Origin of the sequence: Rhizobium sp. CSW-27 (genome assembly GCF_018760785.1) — a bacterium.
Taxonomy (GTDB): Bacteria; Pseudomonadota; Alphaproteobacteria; order Rhizobiales; family Rhizobiaceae; genus Neorhizobium.
The window spans coordinates 477,954-498,776 of record NZ_JAHHZO010000002.1; the positions used below are offsets into that span (position 1 = coordinate 477,954).

Here is a 20,823-nt window from a genome sequence, read left to right on the forward strand (position 1 = left end):
GCCATGCGGGCGCTGACGCTGCCGGCGCGGTGGAAGCGCGATGACGGCGACCGGTCGGGGCAGGGCGTTCTGTGCCTCGTCCTGCTGCTGCTGCTTTTGGCGCTCGCCTGCCTGATTTCGCTCGGAAGCGGTCCGACAGGCGTCAATCTCGCCCATCTGTGGCTCTACCTGACCGGGCGCGGCAGCGAGCTTGCCGTGCAGGAACGGGTGGTGCTGGAGGCGGTGCGCCTGCCGCGCACGGCGCTCGGCATCCTGGTCGGGGCCGGTCTCGGTGTCTCTGGCGCCATGCTGCAGGGCCTGTTCCGCAATCCGCTTGCCGATCCCGGCGTCGTCGGCGTCACCTCCGGTGCCGCGCTGTTTGCGGTGGCCGGTATCGTGTTCGGCAATGGCGTGCTCGCACCGCTGTCTCTTGTGCTCGGCAGCCAGTTCCTGCCGCTGATGGCGTTTTTCGGCGGGCTTCTGAACACCTGGCTGCTCTATTGCATCGCCACGCGCGGCGGCCAGACGCACACCACGACGCTGGTGCTGTCCGGCATTGCCGTCGGTGCGCTGAGTGCCGCCCTGACCGGTCTTCTGATCTTCATGGCCGATGACCGGCAGTTGCGCGACATCACCTTCTGGAGCCTCGGTTCGCTGGGCGGTGCCACCTTTGCCCGCGTTCTTTCGGTGCTGCCCTTCGTCGTGCTGGTGACGGCGATCATTCCCTTCGTGGCGCGCGGTCTCGATGCCCTGATCCTTGGCGATGCGGCGGCCTTCCACATGGGCGTGCCGGTGCAGCGGCTGAAGCGTCTCGTCATCCTGGCGGTCGCGGCGGCCTGCGGCGCGACGGTGGCTGTCTCCGGCTCCATCGGATTCGTCGGCATCGTGGTGCCGCACCTGCTGAGGCTTGTCATCGGCCCGGCGCACCGTTTCCTGCTGCCGGCCTCGGCAATCGGCGGCGGCGCCCTGCTGCTGATCGCCGACAGCGTGGCGCGCACCGTGGTCTCCCCCGCCGAACTGCCGATCGGTATCATCACCGCGCTGTTTGGCGCGCCTGTCTTTTTGCTCCTGCTGCTCGGGCGCAAGGGAGCCCATCGCGGAGGAGATCAACCATGATCCGCGCCGAATCGGTTTGCGTCGAACGGTCCGGGCGTCGTCTTCTCGATGGCGTGTCCATGGTGCTGCAGCCCGGCCAGATGGCCGTCATCATCGGGCCGAACGGTGCCGGCAAGTCCACGCTCATGAAGGCGCTGTCCGGCGAACTGCCGGTGTCGTCCGGCCATGTCACCTATGATGCAACCGAGGTTTCCCGCTACAATCCGCGGGAGCTTGCCGCCCGCCGCGCGGTGCTGCCGCAGGCAAGCGAACTGGCCTTTCCCTTCACGGCACTGGAGATCGTGCGCATGGGGGCGGTGGCGCAGGGCGCGCTCGATCCCTCGGCGGCGGCACGCGCGGCGCTTGCCCGCGTCGGCCTTTCCGGTTTCGAGGGGCGCGCCTATCCATCCCTTTCCGGCGGCGAGCAGCAGCGTGTGCAGTTCGCCCGGGCGCTTGCCCAGGTGCCGCGGCCGGTGGAGGCGGGGCTTGCCCGTGCCCTCTTTCTCGATGAACCGACCGCCAGCCTCGATCTTGGCCACCAGATTGCGGTGCTGGAGACGGCACGCGCCTTCGCCAGTCAGGGCGGCATGGTGCTGGCCATCCTGCACGACCTCAATCTGGCGGCGGAGTTCGCCGATCGGGTGGTTGTGCTGCACAGGGGGCGCATCGTGACGCAGGGCCCCGCCGCAGAGACGCTGAGCGATGCCACCATCGCCGAAGTCTATGGCATTGCCGGTGCTGTCGGGCGTGTGCCGGCTGCCCATGTTCCCTTCATCCTGCCGCAGGCACGCCACGGCGCCTCCGCCTGACGGTTCTCAGCTGGCGTCCGGCCGGGTGACGATGAACAGCGACGAGCAGAGCAGGATTGCCAGCACCAGCACTGCGCGCCAGAGCGGCGGGGAGGTGCCGAAGAGGAAGACCGCGTAGCTTGCGGCCATCAGGCCGAGGGCGGCCACCTTGGCACGGCGGGATATCGCCCCGTGCTCGCGCCAGTCCTTCAGCGGCGGGCCTAAACGCGGATGGTTCAGCAGCCAGGCCTCCAGCCGCGGAGAGGAGCGGGTGAAGCAGGCAACCGCCAGCAGCAGGAAGGGCGTGGTGGGCAAGAGCGGCAGGAAGGCCCCAAGAATGCCGAGCGCCACGAACAGCCAGCCGAGGCCCATCAATACCAGTCGCATCACCCATGCCTTTCTCTGTGCGTCATGAGCATAGCGCATGCCACAGGCGATGTAATCCTTGCTGCACGGCAATCGTTCCACCGTTCTTGCCGCTGGCAATCCGTGCCGCGCCCACTATAGTGCGCCGCAATGTTGAACGGAGTGTCGTCTTTCATGTCTCAGAAGAAGGTTCTGGTTGTCGGTGGCGCCGGTTATATCGGATCGCACAATTGCCTGCTGCTTGCCGAGCGCGGCTATCAGCCCATCGTATTCGACAACCTGTCCAACGGGCATGCGGAATTCGTCAAATGGGGACCGCTGGAAGAGGGCGATATCCGCGACCGCGCCCGTCTTGACGAGGTCTTCGCCAGGCACAAGCCGGATGCCGTGCTGCATTTCGCGGCCCTCATCGAGGTGGGGGAATCGGTGAAGAACCCGGTTGCCTTCTACGACAACAATGTCATCGGCGCGCTGACGCTTCTCTCGGCAGCCATGGATGCCGGCGTCGAGGCCTTCGTCTTCTCCTCCACCTGCGCCACCTACGGCCTGCCGGAACAGGTGCCGATGGACGAGACGCACCGCCAGGCGCCGATCAACCCCTACGGCCGCACCAAGTTCATCATCGAACAGGCGCTCAAGGATTACGGCACCTACAAGGGTCTGCGCTCGGTGATGCTGCGCTACTTCAACGCGGCGGGTGCGGATTTCGAAGGTCGCATCGGCGAATGGCACACGCCGGAAACCCATGCCATTCCGCTCGCCATCGAGGCGGCGCTCGGCCGCCGGCAGGGCTTCAAGGTGTTCGGCTCGGATTATGAAACGCGCGACGGAACCTGCGTGCGTGACTATATCCATGTGCTCGACCTCGCCGATGCCCATGTGCGCGCCGTCGACTATCTGCTTTCCGGTGGCGAGACGGTGGAACTGAACCTCGGCACCGGCACCGGCACCACGGTGAAGGAACTGTTGGCCGCCATTTCGGATGTGTCCGGCAAGCCGTTCCCGGTCGAATATGTCGGCCGTCGCGATGGCGATTCCACCACGCTGGTGGCCAATAACGAGAAGGCGAAGGCCGTGCTGGGATGGGAGCCGCAATATACCCTGCACGACATCATCCGCTCGGCCTGGGACTGGCATTCCAAGGCCAATTTCCACCTGCAATAACAAGGGATCGCAAAAGCATGGCAGAGGGTGGCGTCAAGCTTGAAGACAGCTGGAAACAGGTGCTCGCGCCGCAGTTCGCCGACCCCTACATGGCCGACCTCCGCCGTTTCCTGACGGCGGAGAAGGAGGCGGGCAAGCGCATCTTCCCGAAGGGCAGCGAATACTTCCGCGCCCTCGATCTCACGCCGCTGCCTCAGGTGAAGGTGGTGATCCTAGGGCAGGACCCGTATCACGGCGCCGGCCAGGCGCATGGGCTCTGCTTCAGTGTGCGGCCGGGCGTGCGCATCCCGCCCTCGCTCGTCAACATCTACAAGGAAATGCAGGCCGATCTCGGCATTCCACCGGCGCAACACGGCTTTCTCGAACACTGGGCGCGGCAGGGCGTGCTGCTCTTGAACAGCGTTCTGACCGTGGAGGAGGGGCGCGCCGCCGCCCATCAGGGCAAGGGCTGGGAGCGTTTCACCGATGCGGTGATCCGCGCCGTCAACGAGGAGTGCAGCCATGTCGTCTTCATGCTCTGGGGCTCCTATGCCCAGAAGAAGGCGGCCTTCGTCGACCAGCGCCGGCATCTCGTGCTGAAGGCGCCGCATCCCTCGCCGCTCTCTGCGCATAACGGCTTCTTCGGCTCCGGCCATTTCTCCAAGGCCAATGCCTATCTGGTGTCGAACGGCCGGGAGCCGATCGACTGGCAGCTTCCGGTTGCGCCGGTGCAGGACGCCTGAACGGGTTCAAGGGACTCTTTGTGAACAATGCGTTCTGATTGTTCACTCTATGCGTCGCGATCAAAAGCGACCATCTTCACCCCAGACAAGCGGACCGATCACCGGCCCGCAGATTTCGAAGACAAAGGGGTAAGCCATGCTGAACCAGATCAAGGGGCTGCATCACGTCACGTCGATGGCCGCGAGCGCCCGCACCAACAACCGGTTCTTCACCGATACGCTCGGCCTTCGCCGCGTGAAGAAGACCGTCAACTTCGATGCGCCGGATGTCTACCATCTCTATTATGGCGACGAAGTGGGAACGCCGGGTTCGGTGATGACCTACTTCCCGTTCCCGCACATTGCCAAGGGCCGTCCCGGCACCGGCGAGGTGGGCGCCACGGTGTTTTCCGTGCCGCAGGGCTCGATCGGCTACTGGGGTGAGCGTCTTGCCGCCAAGGGCAGCCTGGAGTTGAAGGTCGATGAAGCCTTCGGCGAGAAGCGCCTCAACTTCTTCGGCCCCGATGGCGACGGTTTTGCGCTGGTCGAGGTGAAGGATGATGCCCGTGCCCCCTGGACCGGCAATGGTGTGGATGCCGATCACGCGATCCGAGGTTTCCACTCAGCCTCCATGCGCCTGCGCGATGAGGGCGCCACCGTCGAACTTCTGAAGTTCATGGGCTATGAGCAGGTCGATCACAAGGACGGCGTCACGCGTCTGGCCATTCCCGGCGGCAACGGTGCCGACACCATCGACATCGAAACGATGCCGAACATTGCCCGCGCCAATCTCGGCGCCGGTTCGGTGCACCACATCGCCTTTGCGGTCGAAAACCGCGAAAAGCAGCTGGAGGTCCGCAAGGCCCTGATGGAGACCGGTTATCAGGTCACCCCGGTCATCGACCGTGATTACTTCTGGGCGATCTATTTCCGCACGCCGGGCGGCGTGCTGTTTGAAATCGCCACCAACGAACCGGGCTTCGACCGCGACGAGGACACCGCCCATCTCGGCGAAGCCCTGAAGCTGCCGACCCAGCATGCCCATCTGCGCTCCTATTTGGAAGAGCACCTGGAAAAGCTGGAAGGCTGAGGACCGATCATGAGCACGAATGCCTATGTTCACCACGCGCGCCCCGGGAAAGCGGGCGCGCCCATTCTCTTCGTCTTCCATGGCACCGGCGGCGACGAGAACCAGTTCTTCGACTTCGGCAGCCGCCTGCTGCCGGAGGCCACGGTGATCTCGCCGCGCGGTGATGTCTCCGAACATGGCGCCGCCCGCTTCTTCCGCCGCCGGGCCGAAGGTCTCTATGATCTGGAGGATCTGGCGCGCGCCACGCAAAAGATGGCGGCCTTCGTTGCCGCCCATCGGGATGCGGCCTCTGCAGGCCCGGTGATCGGTCTCGGCTTCTCCAATGGCGCCAACATCCTTGCCAATGTGGTCATCGAGCATCCCGGCCTGTTTGCCGCCTCGATACTGATGCATCCGCTGATCCCCTTCCAGCCGACGCCGCGAGCGGGATCCGGCCGGGTGCTGATCACCGCCGGCGAGCGCGACCCGATCTGCCCGGTGCCGCTGACGCAGTCGCTCGCGGATTATTTCGCAGCCCAGGGCGAGGAGGTGAGCCTCGACTGGCATCCCGGCAGCCACGAGATCCGCAGCAACGAGATCGAGGCGGTAAAGCGGTTTCTGGCGCCTTACGGGGCTTGAAGCCTTGCTGTTATGGGCTCTTTCATCCCCGGTTACAGGCCTGTTGACCTGAGCGACCTAATTCGTCGTCATCCTCGGGCTTGACCCGAGGATCCAGGTCGGCGTCAGCGGCTATCGGGACAAAGTCAGGCAGGCAACGGACTGCGGCGATGGATCCTCGGGTCAAGCCCGAGGATGACGAGCGAGGAGAGGTCCGTGTCCTCCCGTTGCGAGCTGCCATCAGCCAGAAAAGGTATTGGTATTGTCATCAGGGGGCTCGCTTCCCATTGCGGAAACGCCGTCTCGTTAGGCTGCGGCATTTTCCCTTCCGGCCCGTCCCGCCGCCGCTATACTTTCCTCGATACCCACAGAATCAGGAGAGGTCGGCATGGCGTCATCGGAAAAACAGGTCTTCAACCCGCCCTCCGTCCGCAAACCCTTCGGCCATTACAATCACGGACTTCTGGTGCCGCCGGGGGCTCAGTTGCTGGTCACCTCCGGTCAGCTCGGCATTGCCCCGGACGACACGATCCCGTCGGATGTGACGGGTCAGGCGGAGCTCTGCTTCGAGGCGATCAGGGCCATTCTGGCGGAGGCCGGCATGAGCTTTGCGGACGTCATCCGCATCTCCGGTTTCGTCACGAAGCGCGAGGATTTCGCCGCCTACATGGCGGTGCGCGACCGCTACACGCTGGAGCCTAAGCCGGTCTCCACGCTGATCGTGGTCGGCGGGTTCACCCGGCCCGAATTCCTGGTCGAGGTGGAGGTGACGGCGGCGAAGGTGGTGTGAAGGGCGAAGGTTTCCTCCGCCGCCCGGTTCTCCCAAGGGAGCCCCTTCATTCGCCCTCCGGGCACCCGACCGAGCCATGCGCCTCGTCCCTCCCTTCTCCCCCGCGGGGAGAAGGTGGCCGACAGGCCGGATGAGGGGGCGCAACGACGCTCACGCCAGCCGGACCATATCACTCCTGCCAGCTTTTCAGCGCCCGCAGCATCGGCGTCTTCTTGAAGATGTGGCCGTCCATGCGCGAGAGCAGGTGATCGAGCAGCGAGACGGCTTCTGCCACGGCGGGGCCCTTGTTCAGCATCACGCATTCGGCGCGGGCGGCCATGGCGGCGTCGGTCATTTCGCCGCGCGAGGGAAGGCCGGTCTTCACCAGATCCTCCAGCACCTGGGTCGCCCAGATGGTCGGCACGGAAGCGGCTTCGCAGATCCACAGGATTTCCTCCTGCATTTCCGCGACGCGATCAAAGCCGATTTCGGCGGCGAGATCGCCGCGGGCGATCATCACGCCGAACGGCCGCTGGTGGCGGAATGCCGCGGCGATCAGCGAAGGCAGGTTGCGTACCGCCTCCGGCTGCTCGATCTTGGCGACGAGCCCGAGCGGTGTTTCACGCGGGAGACTGCGGGCAAGGGCTGCCTCCAGAAGGTCGATGTCCTCCGGCCGGCTGACAAAGGAATAGCCCAGCATGTCCGCGCATTCGACGACGGTCGAAAGGTCGGCCTCGTCCTTGGTGGTGAGCGGCGAAAGGCCAAGCGCCGTGTCGGGCAGGTTCAGCCCCTTTTCCGGCTTCATCTTGGTGCCGCCGGTCTTGCAATGGGTGACGCGGATGATCGCGTCTGTCAGCGTGCGGGCCTCCACCACGCCTTCCAGCTTGCCGTCATCATAGCGTACGCGATCGCCGACGGAGAGGCGGGTGACGATTTCGGGCAGCGAGACGGAGGCGCAGGCGGTGACACCGTCGATGAGCGCCGGTTCGCCCGCCGCCACCAGGCGGAACAGGTCGTTCACCTGCAGCTTGCCCTTCTTCTCCGGCATGACCTGTTCGGTACGGATCTTCGGCCCGGCAATGTCCATCAGCACGCGCACGCAGACGCCGAGCCTCTCGCCGGCCGCGCGCACATGCGCGGTCATGGCCAGCCAGGCAGCGCGGTCGTCATGGGCGCAGTTGATGCGGGCAATGTTCATGCCGCGGCGTACCAGGTCGAGGATGAGGTCCGGATCGCCCGCCGCTTCGCTCGGCAGTGTCACCATGATGCGGCCGCGGCGCTGGGCAGGCGCATCGCCGAACAGGGCGTCGGTGGCGGTCACGAGATCCGCTTCGCCGCGAAAGAAGGTTTCCTCAGTCGGCCGGGCAAAGGGGGCGGGGCGGCCGGCGGCGGCGGCAAGGCTTGCCAGCGTCGCATCGAAGGTCGGCAGCACGCGGCTTTCCAGCCGGCCGAGCGAGGAAAAGCCAAGGCGCATCAGGCGGCGCTGCAGCGGGCGGATGTCGCGGCGGCGTAGCGTCAGGTAATCGGCGAGATTGGCAAGCCGCGCTTCCTCGGCCGGCGGCAGGTCCGCGCTGCCCGCCAGCTGCTCGACGAGCGTTGCGGTTTCCTGCGCGATGGACTGGCGCAGGAACAGCATGTCGGCGAAGAGGGAGCCGAGCTCGGCATCCTCTGCGGTTTCCGGGGAGGCAAGGTGGTTCAGGTCTGTGGCTGTGTTCGGCATGATCGGTCTCCGCATCGCTGGTGAGACGCTGCGATGCGGAGGTGACGATGGTGTGACGGATGCCGTGCTGTCTTTGCGCCAGCGCAAAAGCTGGCAGGATTGTGTTCAGTAGCCGCAGGCGCGCAACTGGTTTTCATACCGGCTGGCAATACCTGCGGAGCGTTCTGCCGCCGCGCGGGTGCCGGAGGAGAACTGGCCGCGCTCATAGCCGCTGTGGCCGGAATAATAGGCGAGGTAGAGACGATAGCCATCCGTCAGCGCGATGCCGTTTCGGTCGTGGCTCTTGCGGTGATACCAGCCGACAAAATCGACGGCATCGCCGAAATCCGAGCGGCTGGCGCCCCAGCGGCCGGTTTCGTTCTTGTAGGTTTCCCAGGTGCCGTCCAGTGCCTGCGCATAGCCATAGGCGGAAGAAGGGCGCGTCCAGGGAATGAAGCCCAGCAGCATGGTGCGCGGCGGGCGCGCATGGGCCCGGAAACCGGATTCGGTGTAGATGGTCGCCATCAGCACGGGCACGGGCACGCCATAACGCTGCGATGCCTTGTTGGCCTCGCGCGCCCAGTTGTTGAAGAGCCCGTCCTTCTGCGCGAAGATGGCGCAGATATTGTCGATCCTGCTCGGTGCAGTTCCGCAGCCGGCAAGAACCAGAAGGGCGATGAAGATGGCAATGCGCATCGCTAGACCTCTTGTTCCTTCATCGGATCTAGCGCGGAAAATTTAATTAAACGTTTAAATGAGAGGGTGTCAGAAACGCTCCATTTCCCGTTCCACCTTCGACAGGAAGGCGGCGCGGGTTTCCGGCGTGCAGTTGTTCATGTCGTAATGCGCGAGAAACTTCACCGGCGCGCCGATCTTGATCTGGGCGCGGATGACGCGGGTGACGACCTTCTTTGGTGGGTTGCCGACCAGGAAGGCCCGCATCGGCGTGCCGCCATAGGTGAGCACGGCGGCGAGTTTCTCGATATGGCGCAGCGTCGGCGTCAGCTTGCCGTCCTCAAGCGCGAAGGAGACGCCCGGCAGCCAGACCCGGTCGAAATAGCCCTTCAGCATGGCGGGGAAGCCGAAATTCCACACCGGCGTGCAGATGACGAGGCCCTGCGCGGCCTTCAGCCGTTCCACATAGGGCTCCAGCCCCGCCATGTTCTCCGGATAATCGTGATAGATGCGCCGCCCATGGGCGGACAGTACCGGATCGAAGCCTTCCGCATAAAGATCGCAGGCATCCACCTGATGGCCGGCTCGCGCCAGGCTCTCGCAGGTCTTGCGGAACAGGGCCTTGCCGTAGCTTTCCTCGACGGGATGGGAATGCAGAACGAGTACGCGCATGTGAAAAGCTCCAAGCTGTTGCCCGCCGGGTGCCGCTTCCCGGGCCGATCGGGGTTCAAGTCAAAACTTCCGCGCCGTTTGTCCCAGCACCGCATTCCCTCGCCGCCCAGCCGAGAGAGACACGATGCCATGTGCGTTAACGCATGGGCCGGCGGAGCCGGCCGGGAGTACCTTCGGAATGGATGGGTTGGCGGTGATTGTCAGCGATGTCCTTCCTGAACTGCAATGATTGCTCGGCGTGGCCCCCTCATTCGCCCTTCGGGCACCTTCTCCCCGAGGGGGAAGGGATGGGCCACACCGTTTACGGTTCTCCTCTCCCCTTGGGGAGAGGGGGGGCCGAGCGAAGCGGAGGCCGGGTGAGGGGGAGCCCCCCAGCCGCAAATTCAAGCGATCTCACTTCCCCGCTTCCGCAAACGCCTGCAAACCGGGGAAGAGGTAGTTCTTGCCGGCCTTGAAATCGAAGTCCGGATTGTCCCAGGCAATCATCTTGCCGGGGTTCAGCAGACCCATCGGATCGGTTTCCTTCTTGAAGGCAAGCTGAACCTCGTCGGTCTGTTTCATGCCGCCTTCCTCCAGCGTGTAGCGGTGCGGGTTGAAGATCGGGCAGCCATTGTCCTCGTGAATGCGGATGATCTCCTCCAGCCGCTCCTTCGTCGTGTAGCGCACCAGCGGCAGGCCGGAGCATTGCATGCGGCCGTCGAACTTGATGAACTCCAGATGGCCGGGCACCTCGTCGCCAAAGATCTCCACCATCTTGCCGACCTTGGCGACATGGTCCGGGCTCGGATACTGCACCTGCAGATAGGTGAAGCTGGGATCGACCTTCAGCGCCCGCAGCGTCGTATGGTTCCAGCAGAGTTCATAGGCATGCGGAATGCCCTTCATGCTCTCCACCTTGTCGGAGCGGAAGAGGATTTCGCCCTTCATGCGCTCGGTCAGCGCCAGCAGCGGCTCGATGGAATGCGGCGCGACCATCAGCACCACGATCGACTGGCCGCGATGGCGGATGAACGGCTTGTGGCGCGGGAAATAGTCGTAGGGGATCGGCGCGGCAATGGGCGCCACCTCCTTCAGCAGCAGGCCGTTCTTGTGGGCGAGCGCATCCGACAGGCGCACGGCGTCCATGAAGTCGTCATAGCCGACCAGCACGTCTACCCAGTCATAGGCGGGGGCGAGCGGCATTTCCACCTCGGTGATGATGCCGTTGGTGCCATAGGCGTGGCTGACCTTCTGCAGGTCCCAGGCCTGAAGTTCCAGCACGCGCGGTTCCGCCTCCATGGTGACGACCCGCAGGCGCAGGATATTGCCGAGATCGCGCAGGCCTCCCCAGTGGATCGAGCCGACACCGCCGGAACCGCCGGCGATGAAGCCGCCGATGGTGGCCGTCTGGGCGGTGGACGGGTGGAAACGCAGTTCCTGGCCGGAATGCGCCTTCGTCTGCCGGTCCAGTTCGGAAATCACGATGCCGGGCTCGCAGATGACGCGGCCGGGATGGATTTCCTTGACCCTGTTCATGTTGATGAGGTTCAGAACGATACCGCCGGAAAGCGGCATGGCCTGGCCGTAATTGCCGGTGCCGGCGCCGCGCGGGGTCACCGGCACGCCATGCGCAAAGGCCACCTTCAGCGTGCGGATGACCTCTTCCTCCGATTTCGGCGAGACGACGAGATCGGCGGTGACATTGTCCAGCTCGGCCTTCAGGACCGGCGAATACCAGTAGAAATCCCGGCTCTTCTGGCGCACCAGAGCCGGATTGTCCTCCACCGCGATGCCATCGAGTTCCTGCTTGATTTTCGCGTAATCGGCCATGTCGTCACTCGCTCATGATCGGGTCAAGGTCACGGTAATCCGGCAGGCGGCGGTCGATGCCCATGCCATTCCGCATCACGATGCGGTCCGCCTGCGGACGGGAAAGGAATTCGCTCCAGCGGCGCGCCGAAAACAGCACGAGATCGGCCGGTGTCCCGGCGCGGATGCGGCCGAGATCCGGACTAGCCAGAATGTCGGCCGGCGTGGTGGTGACGACGCGCGCGGCCTCGTCCAGCGGGTGGTCGAGGTGCAGGATGCGCACCGCCTCGCGGAACACTTCCACCGCGTCGAGATCGCCATAGGCATAGAAGGGATCGCGCGTGTTGTCGGAGGAGACGGCGGTCTTCACGCCGGCGGCTGCCAGTTCGTGGAAGAGCGTCACACCCCGCCAGCGCGGCGTGCGCCCGGCATGGCGGTCCTGCAGATACATGTTGCACATCGGCAGCGAGACGACCGACAGCCCGGCCTCCGCCACCAGATCGATGGTGCGTTTGGCGAGATCGTCGTCCTGTCTCGCCAGCGAGCAGCAATGGCCGACGGTGACCGCACCCTCGAAGCCGGTCTTCAGCTTGATTTCGGCAATGGTCTTCAGGGTCAGGACCTGCTTGTCCTCGGTCTCGTCCACATGCAGGTCGATGTCGAGTCCATTATCGGAGGCTGCCCGAAACAGCGTTTCGAGGATGTTTTCGAAATCCGGCAGGATGCGCGTGGCCCCGCCCAGCAGGCCGCCATGGCGTTTCGTCACCGCAACGATGTCACCGAACACGGCGTCGTCCAGCACCGCGTCGAGCGGCAGCAGCGCGACCGCCTGAAGGGCGATCCTGTCCTTCCACTCGTCGCGGATTTCGGAAAACACCTCGAAGGAAATGCGGTGCTGCGGCGGAATGCTGTCAAGATGCGTGCGGATCAGGCTGGTGCCGTGGGCATAGGCGGTCTTCAGCGAGAATTCCATGCGCGCCCGCACGTCGTCCGCCGACCATCGGGCGGTGCGATCCGCACTGACATTTTCCAGCGCGCCCATGAAGGTGCCGTCCGGATTGCGGCGACGCTCCCAGATATGGCCCTTGTCGAGATGGGTGTGCATGTCGACGAAACAGGGCCAGACCATGCCGTCGCGCAGATCGGTGCGCGGCAGGGCGGCGGGCGCCGTGCCGGGCGCCAGAATGGCATCGATGCGGCCGTTGGCAATCACCAGATCGGCGGCAACGAGGCCTTCCTTCGCCGGTGCCACAAAGCCTTCCACGGCAATGGCGGGCAGGGTGGCATTGGCAAGAACGAAGTGCGGGGCCTTCGGAAGATCGGCGAATTCCATCAGTTTTCTCTCCGGACGCTGCTTTCGTGCCAGCGGTGCAGTCCAAGCCAGGCAATGAAGGAGGTGATGCCGAAGATCACCACGCCAAGCGCCGAGAGCAGCACGAGGGCGGCAAACAGGCGCGGGATGTTCAGCCGGTACTGTGCTTCGAGCAGGCGGAAGGCGAGGCCGGACCCGGCGCCGGCGGAGCCGGCCGCAAATTCCGCCACCACGGCGGCAATCAGCGACAGTCCGCCGCCGATCCTGAGCCCCGTCATGAAATAGGGCAGGGAGGCCGGAAGCTTCAGGTAGATCAGCGTCTGCCAGCGTGAGGCGCCATAGAGATCGAACAGGTTCAGCAGGTTGTGGTCGACGCTCTTCAACCCCTGCACCATGTTGGAAAGAATGGGGAAGAAAGCGACGAGGAAGGCGCAGATCAGCAGCGCCACCTGGGTGGTCGGCGCATAGATGAGGATCAGCGGTGCGATCGCCACGATCGGCGTGACCTGCAGGATGACGGCGATCGGATAAAAGGCCGTCTCGATCCATTTCGACTGGACGAGGAAGATGGCGATGCCGACGCCGCCGAGGAGCGCAAGGCCGAGGGCGGCCATGGTGATCTGCGTGGTCACCCACAGCGCCGGTGCAAGCGTGCCCCAGTCGGTCACCAGCGATCGCGCGACGGCGGCCGGGCCGGGCAGGATATATTGCGGCACGCCGGTGGCCGTGACCAGCCCCTGCCAGATCAGCACCAGCGCCACGACGACGAGGATCGGGATCAGGATGCGCAGCAGCGTTTCGCGGTTTTTCGCGGCGGAAGCGGCGGTCGGGAGGGGAGAGGCCGTGCTCATCAGTGCATCTCCATGGCTTCGCCGCCCATGGCGTCGAGAAGGGCGGCCGAGACCTTTTCGCAGGCGGCGCGATAGTCTTCCGAGGCGCGGTACAGAGGCCCCCGTTCGAGGCTCGTCTCCAACGGAAAATCCGCATGCACGCGGCCGGGCCTTGCCTTCATCACCACGATGCGGTTGGAGAGATAGGCGCTCTCGAACACCGAATGGGTGACGAAGATCACGGTGATGCCCGTCTCCCGCCACAGGCGCAAAACGTCGTCGTTCAGCTTCTGGCGGGTGATCTCGTCGAGCGCCGCAAAGGGCTCGTCCATCAATAGCAGCTTCGGCTTCGTCACCAGCGCACGGGCAATCGAGACGCGCATCTTCATGCCGCCGGACAGTTCGCGCGGATAGGCCTCCGCAAAATCCTTCAGTCCCACGGTGTCCAGACAGGTCATGATGGTGTCGCGCGCCGCCGTCTTGGAGATGCCCTTCAGGCGCAGCGGCAGGTAGACATTGCCGAACACCGTCTGCCAGGGCATCAGCGTCGGCTCCTGGAACACGAAGGAGATGTCGCCCTCCGGCAGGCCCCTGGCGTTGATGCGCGAGGCCGGCCAGTCGATGGTGCCGGCGGTGACATCGCCAAGGCCCGCGATGATCCTCAGCGCCGTGGACTTGCCGCAGCCGGAGGGGCCGAGCAGGCTGACGAATTCGCCGCCCTCGACGGTCAGCGACATGTCGGACAGTGCCAGCGTGCCGCTGGAAAAGCTTTTCGACACGTTGGACATCACCACCAGCGGGCGCCTGGGGGATGGGGAGGGTGGAGTGTCTGTCGTGTTCATCAAAGGCCTTACGGTTTTCAGTCACAGGGGCCGGTGCGGCAGTTACGGCCACGCCGCGGTTTGCCCCTCACCCTAAGCCTCTCCCCGTAGGACGGGGGGAGGGGACATCATTGGCACGCTGAAGCGAAGTTGGAAGACATGAGGTCCCTGAAGGATATGGGGTACTCCCCCGGGGCTTCAGCAGAACACCGCCTCTGGCCTGTCGCACCGTCAATCTCCGCTCGAAGCGAGAGCGTGGCAGTGAAACCCCTCCCCCTTGTGGGGAGGGGACTTCATCCCTATTTCTTCAGCGCCATGCCCACGCCCTTGCAGACGAACTGGGTGGTGTAGGCCTTCTTGTAGTCGAGATCCTTCGGCTCCACGCCGATGGACACCATTTCCTCGAAGAACTGCTTGTAGCGCGCGTCGGTGATGCAGCCGATGCCCTTTGCCAGCGCATCGCCGGACTCCACGATGCCGTATTCCTTCATCTTGGCGATGGAATAGGCGATCTGGCCATCCGTCATCTCCGGATTGTCCTTCTTGATCAGCGCGTTGGCCTTGGCATTGTCGCCGTAGAGATAGTTGTACCAGCCCTCGATCGAGGCATCGACGAAGCGCTGGACGACATCCGGCTTGCTATCCACCATCTTCTGCGTAGTGGTGATCATGGTGGAGTAGGGGCTGTAGCCGGCATCGGCCAGCAGGAAGACCTTCGGCGCCCAGCCGGCCTGCTTCTCGATCTCGTAGGGCTCGGAGGTGAGGTAGCCCTGCTGCGCGGACTTCTTGTCGGCGATGAAGGGGGCCGGGTTGAAGGTATAGGGCTTGTATTGCTCTTCCTTGAAGCCCTTGAAGTTCTTCTTCATCCATTCGAAGTAGGTGACGTAGCCTTCCTTGCCCATGAAGATGGTGTCGAGCTTGGCGAGATCGCCGAAGCTGTCGACGCCGACATCCGGATGCGCCAGCAGAACCTGCGGGTCCTTCTGGAAGATAGAGGCGACGGACAGGATCGGAATGCCTTGCTTGACGGCATCCATGTCGCCCAGCGGGCCGCCCATGTAGAAATCCACCTTGCCGGCGATCAGCAGCGACCGGTTGGCGGCGTTCGGGCCGCCCTGAACGATCGTAACCTTCAGCCCGTATTTCTCATAGGTGCCGTCGGCCACGGCCTGGTAGAAGCCGCCATGCTCCGCCTGGGCCAGCCAGTTGGTGCCGTAGGAAACCTCATCGAGCGCCTCTGCCGAACCGGCGGCGGCAAGGCCGATGGCAAGCGCCAGGCCTGCCAGATATGCGTGTGTCTTTCGCAGCTGTTCCATCCGACCGTTCCCTTGTTGTGGTGTGGCGCTTTCCCGCGCCATGCCTTTTTTCCATTTCAGCCATTGCTTTTGCGCTTTGAAAAGCATCAAAATTCGCACGGATTGATGCCTTTCAGGCAGCGCTGGCCGCAAACTTGCATAAAGTGTGCGCCATGAACAAAATTTAAGCAATGGTCTTCCGATGCTCCATTCCCGCAAGCTTCAGTATATCGACGAAATTGCCCGCTGCGGCTCCATCCGCAAGGCGGCGGCGCGGCTGAACGTGGCCTCCTCCGCGATCAACCGCCAGATTCTCGCGCTCGAGGAGGAGCTCGGCGTGCCGATCTTCGAGCGCATGCCACGCGGCCTGCGCCTGACTGCGGCGGGTGAACTGTGCATCGAGCATATCCGCGAGGTGCTGAAGGCCTATGACAAGCTGGAAACCCGGGTCCGGGGGCTGAAGATGCCGCAGGCCGGCCGCGTCTCGATGGTGTCCACGGTCGGTCTTGCCGCCGGGCCGATGCCGGAAATCGTGGCGCGTTTCGTGGAGCGGCATCCGCGCATCCGCATCCAGCTCGCCATCGATGGCGCCACCACCACGGCCAATCCGGTGCTGTCGGGCGAGGTGGAGATCGGCATCGGCTTCAACATCCCGGCAACTCCCGGCCTCAGGACGCTGGCGAGCTTCGACATTCCGATCGGCGTCGTGCTGCCGCCCGATCACCGGCTGGCAGCGGAAGGCGGGCCTGTCGATCTTGCCAAGGTGGTGCAGGAGCCGCTGGTGCTCGCCCAGCCCGGCATGAGCCTGCGCACCATGATCAACCTCATTCTGGCGCCGCTGCCGGTGCCGGTGGAGCCGGTGGTGGAAACCGGCGCGCCGGAAACGCTGCGCCATCTGGTCAAGCGCGGCACGGGCCTCACCTTTCTCAATCCGCTCGACGTGCTGGGGGAATGCCGTCGCGGCGAACTCGTCTTCCGGCCTCTGTCGGAACCCTATCGCCGCCACCAGCCGATGAAGATCTTTACCCGGGCGCGCGCCACGCTCGACGCGGCGGCCAGCCTGTTCGTCGAATTCCTGCTGACCGAACTCGGCCAGCTGGTGGCGGAACTGGAGGCGAAAGGGCATGTGCCTCGCCAGACGGGCACGGCAGCCATCGGCCGCGAATAGTGACCGATGGCTGCCGCATGTCGTCGGGCCATGGCCGGCTTCAGCGGCTGTAGAGGTTGGAGAGCGGATAGCGTTCCAGATCGCGCAGCAGTTCGATGAAGCCGGCCACCTGATGGCGGCAGATGGCCTCGCCCTTTTCGGAGGTGCCGGCGCTGGCATTGCCCACCACCCCATGCGGGTTGAGATCGTGGGCGATCCAGGCGAGCGCATGCGGCGGCAGCGGCTGCAGGAATCGGGATTGCGCCTTCATCTCCTCTGCCCGCGAGCGGAAATCCTCGGCCTTGTCCATCCGCACCAGCTCGGGGCGGAAATGCAGCATCAGCGAGGTTTCCACCTCGCCGCCATGGATGCCGAAGGCCTGCTCATGCGCGCTGATCATGCCCTCCGGGTGCCCGAAGCGCGCCCATTGGGTGGCGACCACGGCCATGCCGAACCGCACGCGGATCTCGCGCGCCACGATGTTCATGATGTCGAGATTGCCGCCGTGCGAATTGACGATCACCATCTTGCGAAGGCCCGCTTCCGCCACCTTGCTGCCAATCGCCGTCCAGGCCGGGATCAGGATGTCGGCGCCGAGCGAAAGCGTGCCGGGGCCATAGATGTGTTCGTTCGCCTTGCCGATCTCCTGGGTGGGCAGCACCAGGATGTCGAGATCGTCCGGCAATTGCCGCTGCAGTTCCGTGAGCATGCCGTTGGCGATGGCAACGTCGGTGGCGATCGGCAGATGGGGTCCGTGCTGCTCGGTTGAGGCGATCGGCAGAACCGCGATCGTGCGGTCGGGCGACAGCGCGGCGAAATCATGCGTGTTGAGTTCGTTCCAGTAAAACGGCTTGCGCGGTGCCTCAACCATGGTGGTTCTCCTTCTGCGATCACTCCTCGATAAGCCAATCGCAATGATGACGAAAAGCAGCAAATTCCGCGCGGCTTGCTGCCTTTTTGCGCGCACTTTCCCGGTTTTGCGTGTGTCTTTCTCGAAACGGGAAAAAATCGTGTTTCGCTAAAATTGCCGCCATCCGCTTAAATCCGCTTCAAAAAGAAGGGGGTTATAGCTCAGTCATGACTGGAGCAGAGGCTCCGGGCGGCTTGCACCAACGGGCCGTTGAACCGAAACGAAACGGCGAAAACGCCGTTCGAGACGACAGGGCGAAGACGATGAAGACCTCTCTCCTGACTGCCGCGATCCTGGTGCTGGCCGTTTCCGCCACGGGCACGGCCGAGGCCGCCGGCCCCGGAGGCCTTGCCCGCTCGGCCTTCCACGCCGTCATGCCGCAGACGGCCATCGCCTCCGTGATGCCCGAACAGAAGCCCTACGAGACGGATTATCAGGCGGTCCAGGCGCTCAATATCGCTGTCAACGAAAGTTTTGGCGCGCTGGACACCTATTTCGACGGTTTTTCCGGCAGCGGGGACGATAGCGGCCGCTGCAGCGACTGTGCCCGCATCAAGCAGGACGAGATGCTGCGGCGCGGCGCCGCCCGCGACAGCATGCGGATCGGCTATCTGACGGACACCGAAGGCCTGTTTGAGCGGGTTCTTATTCTCGAGACCGAAGGCGGAACCCTGGTGCTGGACAATCGGGCGCCGCATATGTGAGCAGGCGCCGAACGGGCGCCCCGCCTGTCAGGTCGGCTTCCAGCGTTCGGCAATCGCGATGCCGCCGAGCGCCAGCACCAGTGCGACGATGTGGAAAAGACGCAGGTCTTCCCCGATGATCAGCACCGAGAGCAGCGTGCCGAAGACCGGCACGAGGTTGATGAACAGTCCGGCCCGATTCGCGCCAATGTGGATGATGCCCTGCACGTAGAAGATCTGCGCCACCAGCGAGGCGAAGATGGCCGTGTAGAGAACGGCGATCCAGCCCGGCGCATCCGGCCACATCATCGTGCCGCGACTGTATTCCCAGCCCACCAGCGGCAGGGTGCAGATCATTGCGGCGAGCGCCGGGATCGCCATCAGCGTGCGCCAGTCCACCGGCGGGCGCCAGCGCAGCGCGATCGTATAGGCGGCATAGGCGGCGACCGCGATCAGCATCAGCCCGTCGCCGAAATTCACCGATAGCGCGAGAAGCGTCCCAAGGTCGCCATGCGAGGCCGTCAGCGCCACGCCGATCAGTGTCAGAGAAAAGCCAAGAACCTGCGCTAGCGAGACGCGAATGCGAAACAGGATGAAATTGGCAAGGAAAATCAGGAAGGGAATGCCGGCCTGCTCGATCGTCACGTTGATTGCGGTGGTGTAGTGCACGGCGCTGTAGAGCAGCACGTTGAAGGTGGTGTAGCCCACCGCGCCGAGGAAGATCAGCACCGGCAGGTGCGTCTTGGCCACCGGCCAGTCGCGCTTCAGCTGCGGCAGGGAAATGGCGAAGATGATGGCGCAGGCGAAGATCCAGCGCCACAGCGTCAGCATCATCGGGCTCACGTGGCCGACGGCAAGCTTGCCCACCACGGCGTTTCCACCCCAGCAGAGCGTGGCGACGATCAGGTAGAAATAGGCTTTGACGTGCAAGGCGTCCCTCCCGGACATGACGCGGAAGTCCGTTGGCCTCCGGTCGTTTTGTTGCCGCAATAAACGCTGATGTGCGGGCCTGTCACGCAAAAATGGCCGAAAAGGTCACAAACGGGTCGCATTCCCGCAAATGACACAGTATAGATGCGCCGGTTTGGGCGGGTGCCAGAGGCCTCGCGACGGAGCAGGAAAGCTAAGATATGACGAATGTCGTGGTAGTCGGTTCGCAATGGGGTGACGAGGGCAAGGGCAAGATTGTCGACTGGCTCTCCGAGCGCGCCGATATCGTGGTGCGTTTCCAGGGCGGCCACAATGCCGGCCACACCCTGGTCATCGATGGCGTGAGCTACAAGCTCTCGCTTCTGCCGTCGGGCGTCGTGCGCCCCGGCAAGATGGCCGTGATCGGCAATGGCGTGGTCGTCGATCCGCATGCGCTGATCGCCGAAATCGGCCGCCTGAAGGATCAGGGTGTCGAGGTGACGCCGGCCAACCTGCGCATTGCCGAAAATGCCACGCTGATTCTGTCGCTGCACCGCGAGCTGGACGGCATGCGTGAAGACGCCGCCACCAACAGCGGCACCAAGATCGGCACCACCCGTCGCGGCATCGGCCCGGCCTATGAGGACAAGGTCGGCCGCCGCGCCATCCGCGTCATGGATCTTGCCGATCTCGATGCGCTGGAAGGCAAGGTCGAGCGCATCCTCACCCACCACAACGCCCTGCGCCGCGGCTTCGGTGCGGCCGAAGTGGAGCACAAGACGATCATGGAGGAACTCACCTCCATCGCCGAGCGCGTGCTGCCCTTCATGGATTCGGTGTGGAACATGCTGGACAAGGAGCGCCGCAAGGGTGCGCGCATCCTGTTCGAAGGGGCGCAGGGCTCGCTGCTCGACATCGACCACGGCACCTATCCCTTCGTCACCTCGTCCAATACCGTTGCCGGCCAGGCTGCGGCTGGTTCCGGCATGGGGCCGGGCGCGCTGGGCTATATTCTCGGCATCACCAAGGCCTATACGACGCGTGTCGGCGAAGGCCCGTTCCCGACCGAGCTGACCGACGAGATCGGCCAGTTCCTCGGCGAAAAGGGCCATGAATTCGGCACGGTGACGGGCCGCAAGCGCCGGTGCGGCTGGTTCGATGCGGCGCTGGTGCGCCAGTCGGTCGCCACCAACGGCATCACCGGCATCGCGCTGACAAAGCTCGACGTGCTGGATGGTCTCGACGAGCTGAAGATCTGCGTCGGCTACAAGCTGGATGGCCAGGAGATCGATTATCTCCCGGCGGCCCAGGCGGCGCAGGCCCGCGTCGAGCCGATCTACATCACGCTGGAAGGCTGGAAGGAATCGACCGTCGGCGCCCGCAAGTGGGCGGATCTGCCGGCGCAGGCGATCAAGTATGTGCGTCAGGTGGAAGAGCTGATCGGTGCGCCGGTTGCGCTGCTTTCCACCAGCCCCGAGCGGGACGACACCATACTTGTGACCGACCCGTTTGAAGACTAAGGTTCAGCGCTAT

The 20,823-nt window shown here is 64.2% G+C and carries 21 protein-coding genes; 10 read left to right on the forward strand and 11 right to left on the reverse strand.

Translation table 11 applies throughout. The annotated features are described in order from the left end of the window. The first annotated feature begins 3 nt into the window (after nucleotides 1-3). Together KLP42_RS05820 and KLP42_RS05825 are read left to right on the forward strand one after the other, a co-directional pair. Nucleotides 4-1,095 carry a FecCD family ABC transporter permease gene (locus KLP42_RS05820; RefSeq protein WP_215565230.1) on the forward strand — a complete coding sequence of 364 codons (1,092 nt, stop codon included), beginning with the start codon at nucleotides 4-6 and terminating at the stop codon, nucleotides 1,093-1,095. Further along, the gene (locus KLP42_RS05825; protein WP_215565231.1) at nucleotides 1,092-1,883 is read left to right on the forward strand and encodes a heme ABC transporter ATP-binding protein; all 792 of its coding nucleotides are present in this window, start codon (nucleotides 1,092-1,094) and stop codon (nucleotides 1,881-1,883) included. Before KLP42_RS05820 ends, KLP42_RS05825 begins: the two co-directional genes overlap by 4 nt. A 6-nt stretch (nucleotides 1,884-1,889) precedes the next feature. On the opposite strand, the gene KLP42_RS05830 is transcribed toward KLP42_RS05825, so the two are convergent. Next, nucleotides 1,890-2,249: a YbaN family protein gene (locus KLP42_RS05830; RefSeq protein ID WP_215565232.1), complete on the reverse strand. Its 360-nt coding sequence runs from the start codon at nucleotides 2,247-2,249 to the stop codon at nucleotides 1,890-1,892. Nucleotides 2,250-2,402: 153 nt separating this feature from the next. Here KLP42_RS05830 and galE point away from each other — a divergent pair, with 153 nt between their 5' ends. The 5 genes from galE (at nucleotide 2,403) to KLP42_RS05855 (ending at nucleotide 6,570) form a co-directional block, all read left to right on the forward strand. Next, nucleotides 2,403-3,392: a UDP-glucose 4-epimerase GalE gene (gene galE, locus KLP42_RS05835; protein WP_215565233.1), complete on the forward strand. Its 990-nt coding sequence runs from the start codon at nucleotides 2,403-2,405 to the stop codon at nucleotides 3,390-3,392. A 17-nt stretch (nucleotides 3,393-3,409) separates the two neighbouring features. Further along, on the forward strand, nucleotides 3,410-4,114 hold the full coding sequence (ung, locus tag KLP42_RS05840) for a uracil-DNA glycosylase (RefSeq protein ID WP_215565234.1): 705 nt from the start codon (nucleotides 3,410-3,412) through the stop codon (nucleotides 4,112-4,114). Nucleotides 4,115-4,250: 136 nt separating this feature from the next. Continuing rightward, a complete protein-coding gene (locus KLP42_RS05845) occupies nucleotides 4,251-5,183 on the forward strand; it encodes a VOC family protein (protein ID WP_215565235.1) in 933 nt (310 codons plus the stop codon). A gap of 9 nt (nucleotides 5,184-5,192) precedes the next feature. After that, nucleotides 5,193-5,801 carry an alpha/beta hydrolase gene (locus KLP42_RS05850; RefSeq protein ID WP_215565236.1) on the forward strand — a complete coding sequence of 203 codons (609 nt, stop codon included), beginning with the start codon at nucleotides 5,193-5,195 and terminating at the stop codon, nucleotides 5,799-5,801. 367 nt (nucleotides 5,802-6,168) lie between these two features. Beyond that, nucleotides 6,169-6,570, forward strand: a complete 402-nt coding sequence (locus KLP42_RS05855) for a RidA family protein (RefSeq protein WP_215565237.1) — start codon at nucleotides 6,169-6,171, stop codon at nucleotides 6,568-6,570. A gap of 169 nt (nucleotides 6,571-6,739) precedes the next feature. Here the strand turns inward: KLP42_RS05855 and KLP42_RS05860 are convergent, their stop codons facing one another. The 8 genes from KLP42_RS05860 to KLP42_RS05895 form a co-directional block, all read right to left on the reverse strand. Continuing rightward, on the reverse strand, nucleotides 6,740-8,269 hold the full coding sequence (locus tag KLP42_RS05860; protein WP_215565238.1) for a pyruvate kinase: 1,530 nt from the start codon (nucleotides 8,267-8,269) through the stop codon (nucleotides 6,740-6,742). Between the two features lie 105 nt (nucleotides 8,270-8,374). Next, on the reverse strand, nucleotides 8,375-8,944 hold the full coding sequence (locus tag KLP42_RS05865; RefSeq protein WP_215565239.1) for a transglycosylase SLT domain-containing protein: 570 nt from the start codon (nucleotides 8,942-8,944) through the stop codon (nucleotides 8,375-8,377). A 69-nt stretch (nucleotides 8,945-9,013) separates the two neighbouring features. Next, complete coding sequence (locus tag KLP42_RS05870; RefSeq protein ID WP_215565240.1) at nucleotides 9,014-9,595, reverse strand: NAD(P)H-dependent oxidoreductase; 582 nt, start codon at nucleotides 9,593-9,595, stop codon at nucleotides 9,014-9,016. A gap of 393 nt (nucleotides 9,596-9,988) precedes the next feature. Next, nucleotides 9,989-11,404 (reverse strand): FAD-binding oxidoreductase, encoded by a 1,416-nt coding sequence (locus KLP42_RS05875; protein WP_215565241.1) that lies wholly within the window; start codon nucleotides 11,402-11,404, stop codon nucleotides 9,989-9,991. A gap of 4 nt (nucleotides 11,405-11,408) precedes the next feature. Further along, nucleotides 11,409-12,716, reverse strand: a complete 1,308-nt coding sequence (locus KLP42_RS05880; protein ID WP_215565242.1) for a cytosine deaminase — start codon at nucleotides 12,714-12,716, stop codon at nucleotides 11,409-11,411. Then, nucleotides 12,716-13,546 (reverse strand): ABC transporter permease, encoded by an 831-nt coding sequence (locus KLP42_RS05885; protein WP_215565243.1) that lies wholly within the window; start codon nucleotides 13,544-13,546, stop codon nucleotides 12,716-12,718. Before KLP42_RS05885 ends, KLP42_RS05880 begins: the two co-directional genes overlap by 1 nt. Beyond that, complete coding sequence (locus KLP42_RS05890; protein ID WP_215565244.1) at nucleotides 13,546-14,367, reverse strand: ABC transporter ATP-binding protein; 822 nt, start codon at nucleotides 14,365-14,367, stop codon at nucleotides 13,546-13,548. The genes KLP42_RS05885 and KLP42_RS05890 overlap by 1 nt, the downstream gene beginning before the upstream one ends. Before the next feature lie 278 nt (nucleotides 14,368-14,645). After that, entirely contained in the window at nucleotides 14,646-15,662 is a 1,017-nt protein-coding gene (locus tag KLP42_RS05895; protein WP_215565245.1) for an ABC transporter substrate-binding protein, read from the reverse strand. 181 nt (nucleotides 15,663-15,843) lie between these two features. Here KLP42_RS05895 and KLP42_RS05900 point away from each other — a divergent pair, with 181 nt between their 5' ends. Beyond that, nucleotides 15,844-16,809, forward strand: a complete 966-nt coding sequence (locus KLP42_RS05900) for a LysR family transcriptional regulator (RefSeq protein WP_215565246.1) — start codon at nucleotides 15,844-15,846, stop codon at nucleotides 16,807-16,809. A 40-nt stretch (nucleotides 16,810-16,849) separates the two neighbouring features. Here the strand turns inward: KLP42_RS05900 and KLP42_RS05905 are convergent, their stop codons facing one another. Further along, on the reverse strand, nucleotides 16,850-17,722 hold the full coding sequence (locus KLP42_RS05905; protein WP_502941270.1) for a creatininase family protein: 873 nt from the start codon (nucleotides 17,720-17,722) through the stop codon (nucleotides 16,850-16,852). Between the two features lie 239 nt (nucleotides 17,723-17,961). Here KLP42_RS05905 and KLP42_RS05910 point away from each other — a divergent pair, with 239 nt between their 5' ends. Further along, on the forward strand, nucleotides 17,962-18,402 hold the full coding sequence (locus tag KLP42_RS05910; protein ID WP_215565248.1) for a transglutaminase-like cysteine peptidase: 441 nt from the start codon (nucleotides 17,962-17,964) through the stop codon (nucleotides 18,400-18,402). Between the two features lie 27 nt (nucleotides 18,403-18,429). Here the strand turns inward: KLP42_RS05910 and KLP42_RS05915 are convergent, their stop codons facing one another. Further along, nucleotides 18,430-19,329: a DMT family transporter gene (locus tag KLP42_RS05915; RefSeq protein WP_502941271.1), complete on the reverse strand. Its 900-nt coding sequence runs from the start codon at nucleotides 19,327-19,329 to the stop codon at nucleotides 18,430-18,432. A gap of 182 nt (nucleotides 19,330-19,511) precedes the next feature. Here KLP42_RS05915 and KLP42_RS05920 point away from each other — a divergent pair, with 182 nt between their 5' ends. Further along, complete coding sequence (locus KLP42_RS05920) at nucleotides 19,512-20,810, forward strand: adenylosuccinate synthase (RefSeq protein WP_215565250.1); 1,299 nt, start codon at nucleotides 19,512-19,514, stop codon at nucleotides 20,808-20,810. The last annotated feature ends 13 nt before the right edge of the window (nucleotides 20,811-20,823 follow it).

Excerpts from the sequence above, each read along its gene's own strand:
- KLP42_RS05820 (WP_215565230.1), top strand. The coding sequence starts at position 4 with ATGCGGGCGCTGACGCTGCCGGCGCGGTGGAAGCGCGATGACGGCGAC.
- KLP42_RS05825 (WP_215565231.1), top strand. The coding sequence starts at position 1,092 with ATGATCCGCGCCGAATCGGTTTGCGTCGAACGGTCCGGGCGTCGTCTT.
- KLP42_RS05830 (WP_215565232.1), bottom strand. The coding sequence starts at position 2,249 with ATGCGACTGGTATTGATGGGCCTCGGCTGGCTGTTCGTGGCGCTCGGC.
- galE (WP_215565233.1), top strand. The coding sequence starts at position 2,403 with ATGTCTCAGAAGAAGGTTCTGGTTGTCGGTGGCGCCGGTTATATCGGA.
- ung (WP_215565234.1), top strand. The coding sequence starts at position 3,410 with ATGGCAGAGGGTGGCGTCAAGCTTGAAGACAGCTGGAAACAGGTGCTC.
- KLP42_RS05845 (WP_215565235.1), top strand. The coding sequence starts at position 4,251 with ATGCTGAACCAGATCAAGGGGCTGCATCACGTCACGTCGATGGCCGCG.
- KLP42_RS05850 (WP_215565236.1), top strand. The coding sequence starts at position 5,193 with ATGAGCACGAATGCCTATGTTCACCACGCGCGCCCCGGGAAAGCGGGC.
- KLP42_RS05855 (WP_215565237.1), top strand. The coding sequence starts at position 6,169 with ATGGCGTCATCGGAAAAACAGGTCTTCAACCCGCCCTCCGTCCGCAAA.
- KLP42_RS05860 (WP_215565238.1), bottom strand. The coding sequence starts at position 8,269 with ATGCCGAACACAGCCACAGACCTGAACCACCTTGCCTCCCCGGAAACC.
- KLP42_RS05865 (WP_215565239.1), bottom strand. The coding sequence starts at position 8,944 with ATGCGCATTGCCATCTTCATCGCCCTTCTGGTTCTTGCCGGCTGCGGA.
- KLP42_RS05870 (WP_215565240.1), bottom strand. The coding sequence starts at position 9,595 with ATGCGCGTACTCGTTCTGCATTCCCATCCCGTCGAGGAAAGCTACGGC.
- KLP42_RS05875 (WP_215565241.1), bottom strand. The coding sequence starts at position 11,404 with ATGGCCGATTACGCGAAAATCAAGCAGGAACTCGATGGCATCGCGGTG.
- KLP42_RS05880 (WP_215565242.1), bottom strand. The coding sequence starts at position 12,716 with ATGGAATTCGCCGATCTTCCGAAGGCCCCGCACTTCGTTCTTGCCAAT.
- KLP42_RS05885 (WP_215565243.1), bottom strand. The coding sequence starts at position 13,546 with ATGAGCACGGCCTCTCCCCTCCCGACCGCCGCTTCCGCCGCGAAAAAC.
- KLP42_RS05890 (WP_215565244.1), bottom strand. The coding sequence starts at position 14,367 with ATGAACACGACAGACACTCCACCCTCCCCATCCCCCAGGCGCCCGCTG.
- KLP42_RS05895 (WP_215565245.1), bottom strand. The coding sequence starts at position 15,662 with ATGGAACAGCTGCGAAAGACACACGCATATCTGGCAGGCCTGGCGCTT.
- KLP42_RS05900 (WP_215565246.1), top strand. The coding sequence starts at position 15,844 with ATGCTCCATTCCCGCAAGCTTCAGTATATCGACGAAATTGCCCGCTGC.
- KLP42_RS05910 (WP_215565248.1), top strand. The coding sequence starts at position 17,962 with ATGAAGACCTCTCTCCTGACTGCCGCGATCCTGGTGCTGGCCGTTTCC.
- KLP42_RS05915 (WP_502941271.1), bottom strand. The coding sequence starts at position 19,329 with ATGTCCGGGAGGGACGCCTTGCACGTCAAAGCCTATTTCTACCTGATC.
- KLP42_RS05920 (WP_215565250.1), top strand. The coding sequence starts at position 19,512 with ATGACGAATGTCGTGGTAGTCGGTTCGCAATGGGGTGACGAGGGCAAG.